Annotated in this window: 18 protein-coding genes; 10 read left to right on the top strand and 8 right to left on the bottom strand. The window is 66.6% G+C overall.

From position 1 onward, the window contains the following. Nucleotides 1–41: 41 nt before the first annotated feature. The 3 genes from OEW28_RS05560 to OEW28_RS05550 all read right to left on the bottom strand — a co-directional run bounded on the left by OEW28_RS05560 (nt 42) and on the right by OEW28_RS05550 (nt 2,013). On the bottom strand, nt 42–266 hold the full coding sequence (locus tag OEW28_RS05560) for a hypothetical protein (RefSeq protein ID WP_263733711.1): 225 nt from the start codon (nt 264–266) through the stop codon (nt 42–44). Nucleotides 267–641: 375 nt separating this feature from the next. Next, entirely contained in the window at nt 642–1,523 is an 882-nt protein-coding gene (locus tag OEW28_RS05555; protein WP_263733710.1) for a sulfotransferase domain-containing protein, read from the bottom strand. 25 nt (nt 1,524–1,548) lie between these two features. Continuing rightward, nucleotides 1,549–2,013 carry a nucleoside deaminase gene (locus OEW28_RS05550; protein WP_263733709.1) on the bottom strand — a complete coding sequence of 155 codons (465 nt, stop codon included), beginning with the start codon at nt 2,011–2,013 and terminating at the stop codon, nt 1,549–1,551. A 121-nt stretch (nt 2,014–2,134) separates the two neighbouring features. Here OEW28_RS05550 and OEW28_RS05545 point away from each other — a divergent pair, with 121 nt between their 5' ends. Both OEW28_RS05545 and OEW28_RS05540 read left to right on the top strand, forming a co-directional pair. Next, entirely contained in the window at nt 2,135–3,658 is a 1,524-nt protein-coding gene (locus OEW28_RS05545; RefSeq protein ID WP_263733708.1) for a pseudouridine synthase, read from the top strand. A gap of 139 nt (nt 3,659–3,797) precedes the next feature. Further along, nucleotides 3,798–4,727, top strand: a complete 930-nt coding sequence (locus tag OEW28_RS05540) for a DUF2927 domain-containing protein (RefSeq protein ID WP_263733707.1) — start codon at nt 3,798–3,800, stop codon at nt 4,725–4,727. A 3-nt stretch (nt 4,728–4,730) separates the two neighbouring features. Here OEW28_RS05540 and OEW28_RS05535 read toward each other — a convergent pair whose 3' ends face one another. Continuing rightward, the gene (locus OEW28_RS05535; RefSeq protein ID WP_263733706.1) at nt 4,731–5,150 is read right to left on the bottom strand and encodes an Hsp20/alpha crystallin family protein; all 420 of its coding nucleotides are present in this window, start codon (nt 5,148–5,150) and stop codon (nt 4,731–4,733) included. A gap of 134 nt (nt 5,151–5,284) precedes the next feature. Between OEW28_RS05535 and OEW28_RS05530 the strand changes: the two genes are divergently transcribed. After that, nucleotides 5,285–6,208 (top strand): carbohydrate kinase family protein, encoded by a 924-nt coding sequence (locus tag OEW28_RS05530; RefSeq protein ID WP_263733705.1) that lies wholly within the window; start codon nt 5,285–5,287, stop codon nt 6,206–6,208. Then, nucleotides 6,208–6,651 carry a D-aminoacyl-tRNA deacylase gene (gene dtd / locus OEW28_RS05525; RefSeq protein WP_263733704.1) on the top strand — a complete coding sequence of 148 codons (444 nt, stop codon included), beginning with the start codon at nt 6,208–6,210 and terminating at the stop codon, nt 6,649–6,651. The genes OEW28_RS05530 and dtd overlap by 1 nt, the downstream gene beginning before the upstream one ends. A 10-nt stretch (nt 6,652–6,661) precedes the next feature. On the opposite strand, the gene OEW28_RS05520 is transcribed toward dtd, so the two are convergent. From OEW28_RS05520 to OEW28_RS05510, 3 genes are all read right to left on the bottom strand, one after another. After that, nucleotides 6,662–7,132: a CAP domain-containing protein gene (locus OEW28_RS05520; RefSeq protein ID WP_263733703.1), complete on the bottom strand. Its 471-nt coding sequence runs from the start codon at nt 7,130–7,132 to the stop codon at nt 6,662–6,664. A 54-nt stretch (nt 7,133–7,186) separates the two neighbouring features. Beyond that, the gene (locus OEW28_RS05515; RefSeq protein ID WP_263733702.1) at nt 7,187–8,110 is read right to left on the bottom strand and encodes a DMT family transporter; all 924 of its coding nucleotides are present in this window, start codon (nt 8,108–8,110) and stop codon (nt 7,187–7,189) included. 149 nt (nt 8,111–8,259) lie between these two features. Next, a complete protein-coding gene (locus tag OEW28_RS05510; RefSeq protein WP_263733701.1) occupies nt 8,260–9,057 on the bottom strand; it encodes a crotonase/enoyl-CoA hydratase family protein in 798 nt (265 codons plus the stop codon). A gap of 173 nt (nt 9,058–9,230) precedes the next feature. Between OEW28_RS05510 and OEW28_RS05505 the strand changes: the two genes are divergently transcribed. The 6 genes from OEW28_RS05505 to OEW28_RS05480 all read left to right on the top strand — a co-directional run bounded on the left by OEW28_RS05505 (nt 9,231) and on the right by OEW28_RS05480 (nt 18,091). After that, nucleotides 9,231–11,258: an oxidoreductase gene (locus OEW28_RS05505; RefSeq protein ID WP_263733700.1), complete on the top strand. Its 2,028-nt coding sequence runs from the start codon at nt 9,231–9,233 to the stop codon at nt 11,256–11,258. Between the two features lie 162 nt (nt 11,259–11,420). Then, nucleotides 11,421–12,386, top strand: a complete 966-nt coding sequence (locus tag OEW28_RS05500) for a TAXI family TRAP transporter solute-binding subunit (protein WP_263733699.1) — start codon at nt 11,421–11,423, stop codon at nt 12,384–12,386. A 70-nt stretch (nt 12,387–12,456) separates the two neighbouring features. Then, nucleotides 12,457–14,550 carry a TRAP transporter permease gene (locus tag OEW28_RS05495; protein WP_412174776.1) on the top strand — a complete coding sequence of 698 codons (2,094 nt, stop codon included), beginning with the start codon at nt 12,457–12,459 and terminating at the stop codon, nt 14,548–14,550. Then, the gene (locus OEW28_RS05490) at nt 14,547–14,912 is read left to right on the top strand and encodes a DUF1850 domain-containing protein (RefSeq protein ID WP_263733698.1); all 366 of its coding nucleotides are present in this window, start codon (nt 14,547–14,549) and stop codon (nt 14,910–14,912) included. The genes OEW28_RS05495 and OEW28_RS05490 overlap by 4 nt, the downstream gene beginning before the upstream one ends. Before the next feature lie 102 nt (nt 14,913–15,014). Then, a complete protein-coding gene (locus OEW28_RS05485) occupies nt 15,015–16,766 on the top strand; it encodes a sensor histidine kinase (RefSeq protein WP_263733697.1) in 1,752 nt (583 codons plus the stop codon). After that, on the top strand, nt 16,763–18,091 hold the full coding sequence (locus OEW28_RS05480; protein WP_263733696.1) for a sigma-54-dependent transcriptional regulator: 1,329 nt from the start codon (nt 16,763–16,765) through the stop codon (nt 18,089–18,091). The genes OEW28_RS05485 and OEW28_RS05480 overlap by 4 nt, the downstream gene beginning before the upstream one ends. A gap of 25 nt (nt 18,092–18,116) precedes the next feature. Here OEW28_RS05480 and OEW28_RS05475 read toward each other — a convergent pair whose 3' ends face one another. Beyond that, nucleotides 18,117–19,049 (bottom strand): LysR family transcriptional regulator, encoded by a 933-nt coding sequence (locus OEW28_RS05475; protein WP_263733695.1) that lies wholly within the window; start codon nt 19,047–19,049, stop codon nt 18,117–18,119. Nucleotides 19,050–19,052: the final 3 nt, after the last annotated feature.

Here is a 19,052-nt window from a genome sequence, read left to right as displayed (position 1 = left end):
AGCCCGTGGCGGGGGGCCCTTCCCAGCCGACCCCTTGCGGATCACAGCCGAAGGTCCCAAGGCCGCGGCCTTGGCGGATCCCAGTTCAGACCCACGTCGCGGCGCAGCCAGGCCGGAAGATGGTCGGCATCGACCTGGGGCGGCCGGCGCATTCGGCGCAACAGAGCCACGGCAAGCGCCAAAATGACCCGAACGGGTCCGTGCAGGTCGACCAGCGCGCCCAGATCGGCAGCTGGAAAGTGGTGTTCATCGGCTTTCAATTCCATGCTCACAATCGTCTCCTGGGCCGACGCCGCAATGGCGGACGGCCCCATGGTTGGGGGGATAAGGACCGGGGACAGACGCAGGGCCGAGGCCCGTAGCGTGTCGTCCGGCTGCTAGGTTCGGGTTTTGGAAAGACCGGCCATCAAGGACCGGCAGGATTGGGGGTCAGCGCAACGCGCGGATGCCCAGAGCGCCGGACAGGCGAAGATTTCCCGCTCGCTGGCGCAAGGCATAGCCGTATACAGTCATGATGCGCCCTCCTGTCTCGGGGTTGCGGGATGCAGGCACATTAGCCGGTCGCGCGCCGCTACAAAGCGCGCAATTGTACCGATGGCAGATTCCGGATTGTATGTGCCGCCTGCGACACAATGGCGCAGTCAGGCGGCAGAGCCCCATTCCAGCCAACGCAGATCCTGTTCGGGCAGAAGCTCCCTCACGCGCCGGTCGTAGCAGGCGACCTGATCCGGCGTGAGATGCCGTTCCCACTTGTTGCTCGTCCCGCTCGCAAAGAACGATGCGGGGTCGTCCAGCACCGAGCCCTTTTCGCGGACGGTCTCGCGCGCGTTGCGCTTCATCGTGTCGAAGCGCGCCCCCTCCACCACCGCATCGATGAAGCTTTCGGGATGCTCGCAGCCGATGATCCCGGCCAGCCGCTGGACCTGCCCCCTCAGATCCCGCTGAAGGTCGGCGTAGTGCACAAGATGAACGTTGGGCAGATGCGCCCACCGCCGGAAGGACTGGTAATGATAGGTGATGGAATCAAGCGTCATGTCGTCGTTGCCGCCATCCTTCGACCTGTCGTCCAGATACATCCGGAAGCCTTCCGCAACATCGTCGGGAAAGCGGTCGTTCATCAGATCGACGTTCATCGACAGCGCGAAGCGCCGCATCGAGAAGTGCACGTCCAGCGGATGCCGGTAGACCGCGAAATAGGTGCAGGACGGGTCATAGGGAATGCCGTCGAAGGGCGTATGCGACTTGATGCATCGCCGGTGCGGTTGAGCCGCCAGCATTGCCGCGCGCTCGTCGACATCGCGAAATCCGCAATCAAGCCATAGCGAAACCTCGTCCAGCACCTTGTCCATGCCGATGCTGCCATGGATCAGCATCAGCAGGATGGCCTGGGTCCAGGTGGTGCCGCACTTGGGCGGGGTCACCACGAACACGTCGTCCGGCCGAAGCTGGAACCGATCCCAGATCGTCGAGTCCGTCAGCCGGCCGCCGTAGATCCTGGATCTTTCGGGCAACGCTTGGGGCATGGTTCCCTCCGTTCGTCAGCTGCGGTCAAGCCTGGCCATCTCGGCGTTCGGCGAAGAAATCCCGCAAAAGGCGCGACGCCTCGGTCGCGCCGATGCCATCGTAGACCTCTGGGGCGTGGTGGCATTGCGGATGGGCGAAGACCCGCGCCCCATGCGCGACGCCGCCTGACTTCGGATCGTCCGCCCCGTAATAGACCCGGGCAATCCGCGCGAAGGAAATCGCGGCAGCGCACATCGGGCAGGGTTCGAGCGTGACATAAAGGTCGTGCCCCGACAGCCGCTCTGAGCCAGCCGCAGCGCAGGCGGCGCGAAGGACCAGGATCTCCGCATGCGCAGTGGGATCGCAAAGCTCGCGCGTGCGGTTGCCAGCCGCGGCGACGACCCGCCCGTTGGGCGCGACCACGACCGCACCGACCGGCACCTCTCCGCGAAGCCCCGCCGCCCGCGCCTGCTCCAGCGCCCGCTCCATATGGGTACGAAATCCGACCATGGGATCGTCATGCCGCGTGAAGGGCCATATGTGCAACTGCTTTCAGTTTGACCGAATCAGCGGTAAGGGGTGCCTTTCGATTCCTCCACCCGTCTACCCCCCGTGCCGAAAGGGCCAGCCGATGACCGAAGACGCGAAACAGGGCGAACGCATCGCCAAGGTAATGGCCCGGTCCGGTGTCGCCTCGCGCCGGGATGCGGAACGGATGATCCTGGAAGGCCGGGTCAAGGTGAACGGCAAGCCGGTGACAAGCCCCGCGCTGGACGTTCTGGCCAGCGACAAGGTGACGCTCGACGGCCAGCCCATCGACGCGCCCCAACCCGCGCGCGTCTGGCTTTACTACAAGCCACTGGGTCTCGTGACCTCGGAAAAGGACGAAAAGGGCCGCCAGACGGTTTTCGACACCCTGCCCGACGGCTTGCCCCGGGTTATGAGTGTCGGCCGGCTCGACCTGAACTCCGAAGGACTTCTGCTTCTGACCAACGACGGCGAACTCAAGCGCAGGCTCGAGCTGCCTTCGACCGGCTGGCTGCGAAAGTACCGCGTGCGCGTCAACGGCCGGCCGAACGACATGACCTTCGATCCCCTGCGCCGCGGCGTGACCATCGAGGGGGAGGAGTTCCTGCCCATGGAGATCACGCTGGACAAGCAGCAGGGCGCGAACGCCTGGCTGACCGTCGGTCTGCGCGAAGGCAAGAACCGCGAAATCCGCCGTGCCATGACCGAGGTCAACCTGATCGTGAACCGGCTGATACGCGTCAGCTACGGCCCGTTCCGCCTGAACCAGATGAAGCCGGGCGAGGTCATCGAAGTGAAGCGCAAGGTGCTGCGCGAGCAGCTTGGGTCGTTGTTCGACGGGCTCGCGGGCACGGATGGCGGCGATGGCTCGGGAGAGCGGACACAGGGCGGACGCGCCGGCGCGAGACGTGGCCCCGCGCCTGAACGGCGCGGCGATGATCGGACTTCGTCCGCTCGGGGCAAGTCCTTCGCTCGCAGCGCCGGACCGCGCGACGGTGACAGCGGCCGTTCGTTCGCAGACCGGCCCGACCGCAAGCCCCGCACGCCCCGCGCCGAGGGTGACGCCCCGCGCAAGCCCCGCTTCGACAAGGGCAGCGCCCCGCGCAACGACGGCGACCGCGAAAACCGCCCGTACCGGGCCAAGGAACCGCGCGACGGTGACAGCGGCCGTTCGTTCGCAGACCGGCCCGACCGCAAGCCCCGCACGCCCCGCGCCGAGGGTGACGCTCCGCGCAAGCCCCGCTTCGACAAGGGCAGCGCCCCGCGCAACGACGGCGACCGCGAAAACCGCCCGTACCGGGCCAAGGGGCCGCGCGACGGCGACACGGGCCAGTCCGGCTGGAAGCCGCGCGCCGATCGTCAGGGCGGGTCCGAGGGTCGCTCTGACCAGTCGCGCCCATGGCAAAGGTCCGGCGGGTCCGAGGGAGCGTCCGGCAAACCGAAGTGGGAAGGAAAGCCCGGCGGCGACTCCGCACGCGGTCCGCGCAAGCCCTGGTCCGACGCCCCTCGTGACCGGGAGCCGCGCCCCGACTACAAGAAGCCGCGCTCTGACCGGGCAGAGAGCGCACCCAAGCCGCGCCAACCGCGCGGCAGCACTCCGCGGCGAGGCCCGAAGAAGGACGACTGAGCCCGGACGCCGCGCGCCCAAAGCTTTGGGCTTGGCCGAAAGCAGCCCGCGTGGCACTGTGGGCCAAAAAACGGGGTTTGGATTGGCCGGATCAATCGGGCAGACAAAGGCGCGCGGCGCTTGGCTTGCCGCGACGCTGATGACGGCGCTGACCGTCGCCGGCTGCGATTTGGCCGGCGCCCCGCTGGGCGTAGCCAATCCGACATCGGTGGACACTCCGCCTCCGGAACCCCAGGTGACCCCCTTGTCGGAGGACAGCCTGGCCGCCCGCGCCTACTACCAGCGGATAGAAACCGCGGCACTTGCGCGCGGGCAACTCAGGACCGACGGCGGCGGGACGGACACCCCCTTCGATGCCGACGACCTGGCACGGAACTTCGAGCGCATCGCATTCTTTGATGAGTTCCAGCGCGAAAACGGCAAGCTGGTTCCGCGCCCTCGGGAAAGTACCCTGCACCGGTGGCAGAGCTCCGTCAGGGTCGAGGTCGAATTCGGTGGCTCCATTCCCGCCGAACAACGTGCGATGGACCGGGCAAGCATCGCCGGGTACCTTTCACGGCTAAGCGATCTGACCGGCCTGCCGATCCGAATGACCGGCTTTGCCCCGAACTTCACCGTGCTGGTCCTGAACGAGGATGAACGGCGCCAGGCCGGCCAACACCTGCTGGAGATCGCGCCCAGGATGGCCCCCGAGGCGGCAGCATCGGCGGTGGACATGAGCCCGGACACCTACTGCACGGTCTTCAGCTTTTCGCCCTCGGGAAACAGCACCTACATCCGCGCGCTTGCCGTGATCCGCGGCGAGCTGCCCGACCTGCTGCGGCTGTCGTGCTTCCACGAAGAGATCGCCCAGGGGCTTGGCCTGATCAACGACAGTCCCAAGGCACGTCCCTCGATCTTCAACGACAACGATGAATTTGCCACGCTCACGCGGCAGGACGAACTCATGCTGAAGATCCTTTACGACAACCGCCTGCAACCGGGCATGACGCTGGCTGAGGCGTCGCCCACGATCAACCAGATCGCTGCCGAACTCGTGGGTGGCGAGGTCATCGCCGCCCTGCCCTGACGCCTATCCGCGCCCGATCGGAATCTTGCGGGCGCCTGCGCCGGCTTCCGTGTCGCGCTTGGGCACGAGAACCGTCAGGACACCGTCCTTCAGATGCGCTTCGATCCTTGACCCGTCGGCATCGGCCGGCAGGCGAAAGCTCCTGCTGAAACTGCCGAACTGACGTTCGTTGAAATACCACGTTTCGCCCTTTTCCTCGCGCGAGGTCCGCTTTTCACCCCGCACCGTGACCATGCCCTGGTCGGCGGTCACTTCGATATCCTCCTCGGCCACGCCCGGAAGCTCGATGGCAATGCGGTAGGTGTTGTCGTCGGACGAGGCTTCGGAGGCAGGCGCAAGCCAATCGGCCACACGCGCGCCAAGGCTGCGCAGAGGCTCGTAGACGGACGGCGAGAATGAACCGGCAAGTGATTTCTCGACCATGGCAGGCTCCTTTCCGTTCGGTCGCAATCAGGTCCTTCTACGGCAGAGCCGCGATGACGCCATGATGCGCATCAAATAACATTGATGATAGCGCAACCACCCGGTAGGAAGTACGCCATCAATGGGAGGTCCGGATGATCCTGTGCTGCGGAGAGGCGCTGATAGACATGCTGCCGCGCGAAAGCCGCGAGGGCGAGCGCGCGTTCGCGCCCCATCCCGGAGGCGCGGTCTTCAACACCGCTATCGCGCTCGGGCGTCTGGGCACGCCCGCAGGCTTCTTCGCCGGTCTCTCGACGGATCTTTTCGGCGACATGCTGTCAGACGCACTGAGCCTTTCAAACGTGGGCTTCGATCTTTGTCCACGCTCCGGCCAGCCCACGACACTTGCGTTTGTCCAGCTTCATGACGGGCAGGCAAGTTACGCCTTCTACGACGAAGCCACCGCCGGGCGCATGCTGTCGCCCCAGTCGCTGCCAGAGATTCCCTCGGGCGTCTCTACCCTGTTTTTTGGCGGGATCAGCCTGGTTTCGGAACCCTGTGGTTCTGCCTATGAAGCGCTCATGCTGCGCGAGGCACCCGCGCGCGTGACCATGATCGACCCCAACATACGCCCCGGCTTCATCATGGATCAGGGCCTTTATCGCGCCCGGATCGAACGCATGCTGGCAGCAGCGGACATCGTCAAGGTTTCGGACGAGGATCTGCGCTGGATCTTCGGCCCTGGCGACATTGCCTCGCTGGCCGGACGGTTGCTGTCGCTTGGCCCCAAGGTCGTCTTCGTGACCGAAGGGGCAATGGGCGCCCACGCCTTCACGACGCGGGACACGCGCTTCCGCCCCGCGCGCAGGGTCGCGGTCGCGGACACCGTGGGCGCGGGCGACACGTTCAACGCGGGGGTGCTGGCGGCCCTGCACGAAGCCGGCGCCCTTTCTCGGGACAGGCTGGCCGCGCCCGAACCGGCGTTGCTTGACGCCGCGCTCGATCTTGGTATCGCTGCGGCGGCCGTAACCGTTTCGCGCGCGGGCGCGAACCCTCCATGGCGGAAGGAGATCGACTGATGCGCGCACTTGTCCAGCGGGTGTCCCGCGCCCGGGTCACCGTTGCGGGCCGCACGACCGGCGAGATCGGGGCGGGCCTGATGATCCTCATCTGCGCCATGCAGGGCGACACGGAAGCCGAGGCCGACCGCCTGGCGCAGAAGATCAGCAAGCTGCGGATCTTCAAGGACGATGCCGACAAGATGAACCTCTCGCTGTCCGATGCCGGCGGCAGCGCGCTGGTCGTCAGCCAGTTCACCCTGGCCGCCGATACCTCTCGCGGAAACCGTCCCGGCTTTTCGACAGCGGCGCCCCCGGACGAGGGCGAACGGCTTTACAACTATTTCTCCGATCGCCTGAGGGCACTTGGTATCACGGTTGCGAATGGCGAATTCGGAGCGGACATGGACGTCGAACTGGTCAACCAGGGTCCGGTCACGATCTGGCTGGATACTGCCGCCTAGACCTGCGCGTCTAGCAACCATCGGCCACGTCAAGCACCCAGTACGGACGACCGTCCTTGCCGCCAGGCGCCAGCCCAAGACCGGCGACCCGCGCATTGGGCAGAAGCAGGATCTTGCGGTGCGGCGGCGACTGCATCCATGACGCCACGACCTCTCCGGCGTTGCGCTGGCCCATTGCGATCGCCTCGCCTGTCAGGCGCGCGTTGCAGCCGTCCTTCTTCATGCGGCGTTTCGGCCCGCCGTTGCCGTCATGCGTGAGCTTGCCCCGCGCCGCCATGTCACATGCTTGCCCCTGCGCCGCCTTATCGATCCGCGCGTCGCGTTCAAGCGGCTTCCGCCCTTCGGACTTGCGATGCGCGTTGACGGCATCAAGGACCGCGCGCAGTTCCGACCGGGCGGCGCCGGTCGGTTCGCACTGCGCGGCAAAGGCCGAACCGGGCGGGAACAGGACGGTGGCTAGAACCAGGGCAAGGCGTTTCATCTTGTTTCCGGCATCAGGACTGGCCCGGTAAGCTAGGCCGGATGGCCCCGGCGCTCAACCCTGCGGGGTCATGGACTGGCGCTGCCTGGCACGTTCCAGCCCAAGCTGGCGTTCGCGCCAGATGATCAGTATGCCCGCCGCCACGACGATCGCCGCGCCTGCCAGCACGACAAGTGTCGGCACCTCGGAGAAGACAAAGTATCCGACGATCAGTGCCAGCACCATCGAGGCGTATTCGAACGGCGCGATCACCGACGCGGGCGCATGGCGATAGGACGAGGTCAAGAGCACCTGCCCTACCCCACCCAGCAGCCCCGCCAGGATCAGGATCGCCGCCGTGCCACCGGTGGGGACGACCCATCCGAACGGCAGAGTCACAAGCGAAATCACCGTGGCCGTTAGGGAGAAATAGAAAACGATCGCCGTGACCTTTTCACCCACCACCAGCTTTCGGATGAAGACCTGCGCCAGCGCCGAAAACACGGCGCTGGTCAGGACAAGCATCGCGCCGAACGCCTCGCCATTGTCGATCGCGCTGTCCGACACCCCCGATAGTCGCGGCGACAGGATGATCAGCACCCCGACAAGCCCCATCGCCACGGTCGCGATGCGAAAGATCCGCACCTCTTCGCCCAGGAACATGGCGGCGAATATGACGGTAAGAAGCGGCGCGGCGTAGCCAAGCGCCGTGACCTCGGGCAAGGGCAAAAGCGCGAGCGCGGCAAAGCCAAGGCCCATCGCCATCGTCCCGCACAGCCCGCGCCAGACATGGCCCAGGGGATTGGCTGTATGCAAACCCTCGCGCAGTTGGCCTCGCCACATCAGCCAGACAATGATCACGGGGATCGCGAAGGCCGAGCGGAAGAACACGACCTCGCCCGCCGGCACGGCCCCCTCGGTCGACTTGATGAGCGAGGCCATCGCCATGAAGACGGCGACGGAACAGACCTTGAGCGATATGCCGAAAAGCGGGTTCATGCGGGACCTTTGCCGCATGCAGATCCCATGCCACGGCGGAAGGCAAGGGATTATTCTCCAAGCGGCATTGGGTCCTTCTCTGGTATCAATTGCCCATCATCCGCGTGAGCGCAGCAAGGACGCCTCCGGCGCGACTGCCTGTGCGCTTCCTACTCCGGCCGGACCCGCGCCGCGGTCTTGTTGGCGAAGGCTTCCAGCCGTCCGCGAGAATCGGGCTGGGTGTTGACGATGCCGGCCACGACGGCCTCGGCATAGGCGGCGTCGAGGGCGGACATGTTCTGCATGTGGCTGATGGCCGAACAGATGGCGAAGTTCGTCAGCGGCGGGTTCTGCGCCGCCGCGCGGGCAAGCTCCATCGCCTTGGCCTCGGAATCCTCGACCAGGTACTGGCAGAGGCCCACCGACATCGCCTCTTCGCCCTTGTAGACGCGGCCCGTGAGCATCATGTCGATCATCCGCGCCTTGCCGACAAGATCGGCGACCCGGATCGTCGCGCCGCCCCCTGTGAACAGGCCCCTCTGGCCCTCGGGCAGGGCGAAATAGGTCGAGGTATCGGCCACACGGACATGCGCGGACGAGGCCAGTTCCAGCCCGCCGCCGACGACCGCGCCCTTCAGCGCCGCGATGATCGGAACGCCGCCGTATTCCATCTTGTTGAACGCCTCGTGCCAGCGCATGCAGATGTGCATGAATTCGGCCGGGCTGCGGTCCTCGCGGTGGTGCTCGACCAGATCGAGCCCGGCACAGAAATGCGTGCCCTCGGCGCGCAGGACGACGGCCCGCACCTTGGTGCGCGGCAAGAGCGTGAACAGCGCGACCAGTTCTTCCACCGTTTCGGCATTCAGCGCGTTGCGCTTCTCCGGCCGGTTCAGGCTGACCCGTGCGATCCCGTCGCCGTCCGCCTCGACAGACAGGTTCTTCAGTCCCAGGTCATCGATCGCTTGCATCGCATCCTCCGCTTCAGTGCGCGCGCAAACTGCCAGAAGGCGGCCACGCGGATCAATGATGTCCGCGCCCTGACGCTGCGTCAAATCGGGTGTCGCCCTGTGGCGCGGAACCGTTGCCGCGTTTTGACCCGATTGTTAGCTTGCGTCTGGATTCGCCCCAGACAGGGAATACCATGGCCCGAGACCCGCGCTTCGACACCCTGTTCACGCCGGTCAGGATCGGCCCCGTCACCGCGCCCAACCGCTTCTGGCAGGTGCCGCACTGCACCGGGATGGGATATGCGCTGCCTGCGACTTTGGCCGCGATGCGCGGCGTCAAGGCCGAGGGCGGCTGGGGCGTGGTGAACAGCGAATACTGTTCCATCCACCCGACCTCGGACGATACGCCCGCGCCCTACGCCTCGCTCTGGGACGACGGCGACATCCGGAACATGGCGGCCATGGCAGAGTCGGTCCACCGTCATGGCGCGTTGGCAGGGGTGGAACTCTGGCACGGCGGCTGGCGGTCCGGCAACGTGCTGAGCCGAGAGGCGCCGCTTGGCCCCGAAAGCATGATGGCCGAAAACGTGCCATGGCAAAGCCGGCGTATGGACCGCGCCGACATCGGGGCGCTGCGCGACTGGCACAGGGCCGCGGCGCTGCGGGCCAGGGATGCCGATTTCGACGTCGTCTATGTCTATGCCGCGCATACCTACCTGCTGACGCAGTTCCTGGACCCATCAACCAACCCGCGTGGCGACGACTACGGCGGCACCTTCGCAGCCCGTTCCCGGCTGGTGCGAGAACTTGTCGAGGACACGAGGGAAGCCGTGGGGCAGCGCTGCGCCATCGCCATCCGCATCGAGGTGACGGACGAAGACGGAACCGGCGCCGAGGAACGGGCAGCCTTTCTTGCCAGCCTCGCGCCGCTGGTCGACGTCTTTGACGTAACCATTCCCGACTACGGGATCGAGATGGGACCATCGCGCTACGTCAAGGAGGCGGCGCTTGAGCATCACGTGGCGCATGTCCGCGCAACGACGGGCAAGCCTGTCGTCAGCGTCGGGCGGTTCACCAGCCCGGAAACGATGTTGCGCCAGATCCGGCGCGGCATCATGGACTTCATCGGTGCGGCGCGCCCCTCGATCGCCGATCCCTTCTTGCCAGTGAAGATCCGGGAAGGGCGGCCTGAAGATATCCGCGAATGCATCGGCTGCAACATCTGTTATGCGCATGATGGGCTGGGCGCGCCGATCCGCTGCACGCAGAACCCGACGATGGGGGAGGAGTGGCGCCGAGGCTGGCACCCCGAACGCGCCCCGGCCATCGTCGGCCAAGCCGACCCCGTGCTGGTGATCGGCGCAGGACCTGCCGGGCTTGAGGCCGCGATGACGCTCGGACGGCGCGGAGTGCCGGTCATGCTGGCCGAAGCCAGCCGCGAGCCGGGCGGCCGCGTGACCATGGAAAGCCGCCTGCCGGGCCTGACAGAATGGGCAAGGGTCCGAGACTGGCGCGTGGACCAGATCCGACGCCTCAGGAATGTCGAGCTTTTCCTGTCCTCAGCGATGACCAGGGATGCGGTGCTTGAAACCGGCGCGCGCCACGTTCTGGTCGCGACCGGCAGCCGGTGGAGAGTCGACGGGCGGGGCCGCAGCAATCCCCGCGGCGCGCCCAGTTTCGCCGACGCGCGGACGATGACGCCCGAGGCGATCCTGTCCGGCGCACGGCCCGGCGGACCCGTCGTGATCTTTGACGACGAAGGGTATCATCTGGCCGCGGGCCTGGCCGATCTGCTTGCGGCCGATGGCGCCGACGTGACCTACGTCACATCAGAGGGCAAGGTCGCCGCGTGGTCGGCCCACACGGTCGAACAAGCGCGCCTTCAGGCGCGACTGATCGAGCGCGGGGTTCGCATCCTGACAGGCACCGTCGTGACGGGCCTTTTGCCCGGCAGCGCGTCGCTGTCCTGCGTCTACACCGGCCGCGCCTTCGCCATACCCTGTGCGGGCTTCGTCCCCGTGACATCGCGCGAACCCCACGACGGTCTCTGGACTGCATTGCAGGATGCCGGGCTTTCCTCGCTTGAGCGCATCGGCGACGCCCGCGCGCCCGGACTTATCGCCCATGCGGTCCACGACGGCCATCGCTTCGCGCGTGCCCACCTTGCCGCGACCGATGAGCTGACAGTGCATCGGGAACGGGTCGTCCTGAGGGCGACCTAGGGGCGGCTGGCAAGAACCTGCCGCGACGCTGGTGAAGATCCGCCCGGAATTTCTGTGACGCGTTGCAAGGAAACTTGCCGCGACGGCATTGGTCGCTACGCTCGAAACTCATGGACACAGCGTTCCTGCAGACGCAGTGTACGCCTATCGGAGGAGGACACCATGAACGAACTGACCACCACGCGGCGCAAGTTCTGCGTCGGCGCGGCCGCTGCGCTTTCAGCCGCATCGTTGCCCATGGCGGCGCGGGCCGACGAATTCATCAACATCCTGACCGGCGGGACCTCCGGGGTCTATTACCCCCTTGGCGTTGCGCTGTCGAAGCTCTACGGCGAGAATATCGAAGGCGCGCGCACGCAGGTGCAGTCCACCAAGGCCAGTGTCGAGAACCTGAACCTTCTGCAGCAATCCAAGGGCGAGCTTGCGCTTGCGCTTGGCGACAGCGTCAAGCACGCGTGGGACGGCAACGCCGACGTCGGCTTCGCGCAACCGCTGGATCGCATTCGCGGCGTTGCCGCGGCCTATCCGAACTATATCCAGATCGCGGCATCCGCCGACAGCGGGATCAAGACGCTTGCCGACATCAAGGGCAAGAGCATGTCGGTCGGCGCGCCGAAGTCGGGGACCGAACTGAACGCCCGCGCGATCTTCGCCGCCGCGGGCATGAGCTACGACGACATGGCCAAGACCGAATACCTGCCTTTCGCCGAGTCGGTCGAGCTGATGAAGAACCGCCAGCTTGACGGAACGCTGCAGTCCGCGGGCCTGGGCGTCGCGTCGCTGAAGGATCTCTCGACCTCGATGCCGACCACCATCGTCGCGATCCCGGCAGAGATCGCAGATGTCCTGGGCGCCCCGTACGAGGCCGCGACCATTCCCGCCGGGACCTACGAGGGCCAGACCGAAGACATCCCGACGCTTGCGGTGCGCAACTTCTTCGTCACCCACGAAGGCGTGTCCGAAGAAACGGTCTACATGATGACCAAGCTCATGTTCGAAAACCTGCCCGAGCTTGTCGCAGCCCACAAGGCGGCTGGCGGCATCTCGCTGGAGGGGGCAACCTCGGGCATGCCGATCCCGCTCCATCCCGGGGCGGAACGCTACTACAAGGAAGCCGGCCTGATTTAAGACAGGCATCACTTCGGGCGGGCGCGCCGGCCGGCGCGTCCGCCGCTTTCGGTTTCGGGGAGGACGCCGGATGCAGAAAGAGCCAGACGCGCGCGAAGCGGCGCTTGACAGCGCCATGCACGATCCGCTTGCGGCGGGCTTCCCCAAGGGATCTCAGGGAAGGCTGCTTTTCTGGATCGCCGTCGCCTTTTCCGTCTTTCAGATCGCGACCGCCGCGCATTTCATCGACATGCCAAGCCAGGTGACGCGGGCCATCCACGTCGGCTTCCTGGGGCTTCTGGCGTTTCCGCTGATCACCCTCGTCCGCAAGCGCGGCCCCGTGCTGACCACGATCGCCTGGGTTGCGGCCATGGGTGCGGTATTCGTCGCGGGCTACCAGTGGTGGGAATACGTCCCGCTGCTCATGCGCGCGGGCGATCCCCTTGGCCGCGACATCGTCGTTGGGGTCCTGGCGCTGATGCTTGTCTTCGCCGCCGCGTGGATCCTGATGGGACCTGCGCTGCCGATCATCGCTGGCGCCTTCCTTGCCTACTGCCTGTTCGGCCAGCACCTGCCCTCGCCGCTGAACCACCGCGGCTACGACTTTGCGCAGATCGTCGACCACATGGCCTATGGGACCGAGGGGATCTATGGGATCCCCGTCTATGTCTCCTCGACCTACATCTTCCTGTTCATCCTGTTCGGCGCGTTTCTGGAAAAGGCGGGGATGATCAAGCTGTTCACTGATGTCTCGATGGGGCTTGTCGGCCACAAGATCGGCGGACCGGCCAAGGTCGCGGTGCTGTCCTCGGGGCTGATGGGCACGATCTCGGGTTCTGGCGTCGCCAACGTGGTCACCACCGGTCAATTCACGATCCCGCTGATGAAGCGGTTCGGCTACCGGTCCGCCTTCGCGGGGGGCGTCGAAAGCACGGCCTCGATGGGCGGACAGCTGATGCCGCCGGTCATGGGCGCGGTCGCCTTCATCATGGCGGAGACCCTGGGTGTCGATTATGTCGAGGTCGTCACGGCCGCCGTCATCCCGGCGATCCTCTATTTCGGCTCGGCGTTCTGGATGGTTCACCTTGAGGCGGGGCGCGCCGGCCTCACGGGCCTGTCGCGCGCGGACCTGCCCTCGCCCCTGCGCGCGGTCAAGGAGGGCTGGCACCTTCTGTTCCCCCTCGCAGCACTCGTCTACCTGCTTTTTTCCGGCTACACGCCGCTTTTCGCGGGCACCACGGGACTCGCGCTGACGCTGGTGCTGATCCTTGGCGCATCCGCCGCGCTTGGGTTGCCACAGGGCTGGCTGCGCATCGTCTTCTGGATCGGCCTCGGGCTTCTGGCTGCATCGTCGCTCCAATACGGGATCGGTATCGCCGCTCTTGCGGTCGCGGGTCTGGTGGCGTGGAACGCCTTTTCGAAAGGCGGCCGGGAAACGCTGATCCTGTGCCGCGACAGCCTGGCCGACGGCGCACGCACCGCGATCCCGGTCGGCGTCGCCTGCGCGCTGGTCGGTGTGATCATCGGCACCATGACGCTGACCGGCGCCGCGAACACCTTCGGCCAGTTCATCGTCAGCGTTGGGGACAAGTCGCTGTTCCTGTCGCTGGTGCTGACCATGCTCACCTGCATCGTGCTTGGAATGGGCATCCCGACGATCCCGAACTACATCATCACTTCGTCGATCGCCGGGCCCGCGCTGCTGGGACTGGGCGTGCCGCTGATTGTCAGCCACATGTTCGTCTTCTACTTCGGCATCCTTGCCGACCTGACACCGCCCGTGGCGCTGGCCTGCTTCGCGGCCGCGCCGATCGCCAAGGAAAACGGCCTGAAGATCTCGCTCAACGCGATCAAGATCGCGGCGGCGGGCTTCGTCATTCCCTTCATGGCCGTCTACACGCCGGCGCTGATGCTGCAACCCGGCGGCGCGCTGGCCGAGGCGGTGGGTTTCGCGCCCGCCGTCGCCTATGTCGTGGCAAAGGCCGTGATCTCGATCGGCCTCTGGGGCGCGGCGGTGATCGGCTGGCTGGGCCGCCCGCTTGCGCCGTGGGAACGCGCGCTGGCTATGGTCGCGGCCTTCACGCTGATCGCGGCCCTGCCCCTGACGGACGAAATCGGCCTTGCGCTTTTCGTGCTTTTTGTGGCCCGCATGTGGCTGTCCCGACGCAAGGAACAGTCGGCATGAGCACCTGCCTGGCGGTCGGCGCGCTTTTGCTGTCGCTGCCATCGCCGGTCTTTTCGCTGGAATGGACACATTCGGTCGAAAAGACGCTTTGGCGGGAGGAGTGGCGGATCACCGAGGGCGCATTTCATCTGGACAAAGCCATGGTGAAAGGTTCCGGCGCCGGGATGGAGCCGGGGGACGGCGCGGTTCTGCAGGACGGCTGGTGGGTCTGGACGCCGGACCTTCCGCCTCAGCAGGAGCTCGCTCTGGCGGCTTCGGGCGCCACGGGTGCGGGCTGGCGGCTTTGTTCAGGGGGCGACTGCCACGAACTTGGTGGCACGCCAGGAACGGCCCTGCTGCTTGCGCCTTGCGCCGGGTCCTGAACCGTTTCTTCTTGTTGCAAGACGCGGGGATCTGGGTCCTTCTGCATGGATGAACACCGCACCACAGCGACCAGGCCCGCGCCGCCGGCAGGCCCACCCGACATGACCGGCTTGCGTGCGCTTGCGTTGCTTGCCGCGGTCGGATTTGCCGCTGCCCTGATCGTCTACGCCATGGCCGAGCGCGTGCTGCTGGCCGATCTGGACGCGCAGCTTGACCGATCCCTCATTCTGTCATCGCGCGCGGTCGAGACCGAGATCGAACGGCTCCGGTCGTTGCCCGACGTCGCGGCGCAGGATGCACGGATCCAGGCCGCGGTCGAAGCACCGGGCGACGCCGGGACCATCGACACCGCCAACCGGTACCTGGAAACGATCGCCCGGCATACAGGCGCGGATCAGCTTTACCTCATGGACGACCGGGGGCTCACGATCGCCGCGTCGAACTGGAACAGCGCCGAAAGCTTCGTTGGCCAGCGCTATGACTTCCGTCCCTATTTCAAGCTTGCCCTCGCCCTGGGCCGGGGAACCTACTACGGCATCGGCGCGACCACCCGCCGGGCTGGGTATTTCCAGTCCCTGCGCGTCGACGCACCGACGGGTGCCACGGGTGTACTGGTGGTGAAGATCGAGCTTCAGGCGCTTGAGGACACCTGGCGAAGCGCCGAACTTGCGACCGCCGTGGCAGACCGCGACGGGGTGATCTTCCTGTCCGGGATCGATGATTGGCTTTACCGCCCCCTGTCGCCGCTGCCGGCCGAGGCGCTTCAATCCCTGAAGACGGCGCGGACATACGATGGCGTCGACCTGGAAGCGGCTGGCGCGCTCCTGTCCGCCGGTGTCATTCACGATGCGCTTGGCGCCCCGATGCGGCTGCGCAGCGCGCCCATGTCGCGCGAAGGCTGGACGCTGCTGGCCGCGGCCCCGCTTGCGCCCGTGCACGCCTCGGCCCGGCTATGGGCCGCGGCCGCGGCCCTTGTCGCTGCGCTTCTGACCGGGACGGTCAAGATCTGGCGCCAGCGGCACGAGCTGACGCAGTTGCGGCTGCGGCAATCGGCGATGCTTGAGGCGCAGGTGGCCGAACGCACCGCGGATCTGGGCCGCGAGGTCGAGGCCCGAAAGCGTACCGAAGCGGACCTGCGCGCCGCGCAGGACAGTCTGATCCAGTCCGCGAAGATGGCGGCGCTTGGCCGCATGTCGGCTGCGATCGTCCATGAGGTAAGCCAGCCCCTTGCCGCGCTGGAGGCGACGCTGGCCGCGGCAGGGATGACCCTGCCACCCGAGGATACGCGCACCGGCCCGCGCATCGAGACCGCCCGTGGACTGATCCGCAGGATGCAGCGCACGGTGAAGAACCTGAAATCCTTCAGCCGCCGCGCGCCCTCGACGACCGAAATCGCCGACCTGCGCCAGATCGCGGCAAACGCCATCGAGATCGTGGCACCGCGCGCGCGCACGCTTGGCGTCACCCCCGAGATCACGGGCGCCGACGGACCGGTCGAGGCGCGCGTCGGTCCCGTGCGGATGGAACAGGTCTGCGTCAACCTGCTTCTGAATGCGCTTGACGCTGTGGCGGATGGCGGCGGCAGCGTAGAGGTGCGGCTTGGCCCCGGCCCGTCACTGTCGGTCGTCGACACGGGACACGGCATCCACGAGGACCGCATGTCCCAGGTGTGGGAGCCGTTCTATTCGACCAAGACAGGCGGAGAGGGGCTGGGGCTTGGCCTCTCGATCTCCCGCTCGATCATCGAGGAGTTCGGAGGCAGGATGGAGATACGCTCGCACCCCGGCCGCGGAACCGAGGTGACCGTCCGCCTGCCACCGATGAACGCCAGCGGAACGGAGGCGGCGGAATGACGGGCAAACGGGCGCTTGTTCACGTGGTTGACGACGACACCGATCACCTGTCCGCGCTTGCCGACCTGGTCGGGGCGGCTGGCCATGACGCCATCGGGCTGTCATCGGGGAAGGAAGCCTTGGCCGCCGCGGACCAGGCCGCGCCCGATGCCGTTATCACCGACCTCAGGATGCCCGGACTTGACGGCATGGCGCTGATGGCGGCCCTGCGCGCGCGGGGTCACACCATGCCCGTGATCATGCTGACCGGCCACGGCGACGTGCAACACGCCGTTCGCGCCATGCGGGCCGGGGCCGAGGACTTTTTGGAAAAGCCCTACGATGCGGCGCATCTGCTTGCCGTGCTGGCACGCGCATTGGAAACCGGCGCGGCACGGCGCGAACTGCTTCGGCTTCAGACGCTTGTCCAGGCGCGTGAAGCCGATACGATCCTGGGCGAAAGCGCCGCGATGGACGCGCTTCGCAAACGCATCGCCGCGCTGGCGCCGCTTGACGTCGATGTGGTGATCACCGGCGAAACCGGAACCGGCAAGGAACTTGTCGCCCGCGCGGTTCACGCCCAGGGTCCGCGCTCTGACGGGCCCTATGTGGCGGTAAACTGCGCCGCCCTGCCCGACGCCCTGTTCGAGATCGAGATGTTCGGCCATGCCGCCGGGGCCTTTCCGGGCGCGGTGGCGGACAAGATCGGCAAGCTAGAGGCCGCAAGCGGCGGTACGCTCGTGCTGGACGAGATCGAGGCGATGCCCGCGCCGCACCAGTCGAAGCTCTTGCGTGCGCTGCAGGAACGGCAGGTCGAGCGTCTGGGCGAAAACCGGCTTCGGCCGCTGGATCTGCGCGTCGTCACCACATCGAAAAGCGATCTGCCCACGATGGTGCGCAACGGCGGGTTCCGGTCGGACCTTTACTGGCGGCTCGCGGGGGCCGACATCGCCACCGAGCCGCTTCGCGCGATGGGTCAGGACATCATACTGATATTCACGCATTACGCCCGGCTTGCGGCGCGCCGCTACGGGCGCGGGCTTCAGGATCTGGGCTTCGCGGAACGGCGCGCCCTGCTGGGTCATTCCTGGCCGGGAAACGTGCGGGAACTGAAGGCCGCGGCAGAGGCGTTCGCGTTGGGGATCGGGCGCGCGATCCCGGTCGGCGCGGATGCGGCGCCGCTTGCGCCGGGGACGCTGGCCGAACGCGTGGCCGGATTCGAGGCGCGAGAGATCCGCGCCGCGCTCGAACGCTTCAGGGGCAACACCGAACTGGCGGCACGGGCGCTTGGACTGCCCCGCCGCACGCTGAACGACAAGATGAACCGTTTCGGGCTTCGGAACTGACGGCCGCCGCGCACTGGCAATCTTGCTAGCGCGGCAGCTCAAGCCCCTGCATCGCGCGGCCCAGGTCGGTTTTGCAACGGGCGATGATGAAATCGGTGAAGGCGCGTATCTTGGGATCGCGCAGCCGGCGGTGCTGCGTCAGGCAGCTCATTTGCACCGGCAAGGGCGGGGTCGCCTGCGCCACCGGAACCAGATGACCCAGCCGCAGATGTTCCGCCACCTCGAATATCGGCTTGAGGATGATCCCGCGGCCGTCCAGCGCCCAGCCGGTCAGAACGTCGCCGTCATCTGTCTCGAACGGGCCGGCGACGTCGTAGCGGCGTGGCCCTTCGGGCGTGACCAATGTCCACTGGAATTCGCGCGCGCCGGGGAAGCGCAGGTTGAGACAGGCGTGGCCGTCACGGATAAGAGCATCGCCATCCGCAGGACTGCCGCGCCGCGCGACGTAAGAGGGAGACGCGCACAGGATGCGCGGACAGTCGGCTACCAGGCGCATCTTGAGCGTGCTGTCCTCAAGCATGCCAAGGTGAAAGGCCATGTCCAGCCCTTCGCTCACGATGTCGATCGTCCGGTCCGACAGCCGCAGCCGCACGTCGATCTGGGGGTATTCGTCCTTGAAGGCGGGAACATGCGGTGCGATGAACCGGCGGCCGACGCCAAGGGGGGCCGCGACAAAGATCGTGCCGCGCAGATTCTGGGTCGAGGTCATGACCGCCGCCTCGGCCTCGTCGATCGCATCGAGGACCTTGCGCGCGCCCTCGTAGAACATGCGGCCGTTTTCGGTCGGCTTCAGCCGGCGGGTCGTGCGGTTGAACAGCCGGATTCCAAGGTGTTTTTCCAGATCCGCGATCCGGGCCGAGGCCACGGCGGGCGATGTGCGCTGATCGCGTGCCGCCGCGCTCATGTTGCCCAGTTCGTAGACCCGCACGAACATCTTGAGGTTGTTGACATAGGACATCCC

The organism is Albidovulum marisflavi, from assembly GCF_025751435.1.
In the GTDB taxonomy this organism is placed as follows: domain Bacteria; phylum Pseudomonadota; class Alphaproteobacteria; order Rhodobacterales; family Rhodobacteraceae; genus Albidovulum; species Albidovulum marisflavi.
This window is presented reverse-complemented; position numbering and strand designations above follow the sequence as displayed.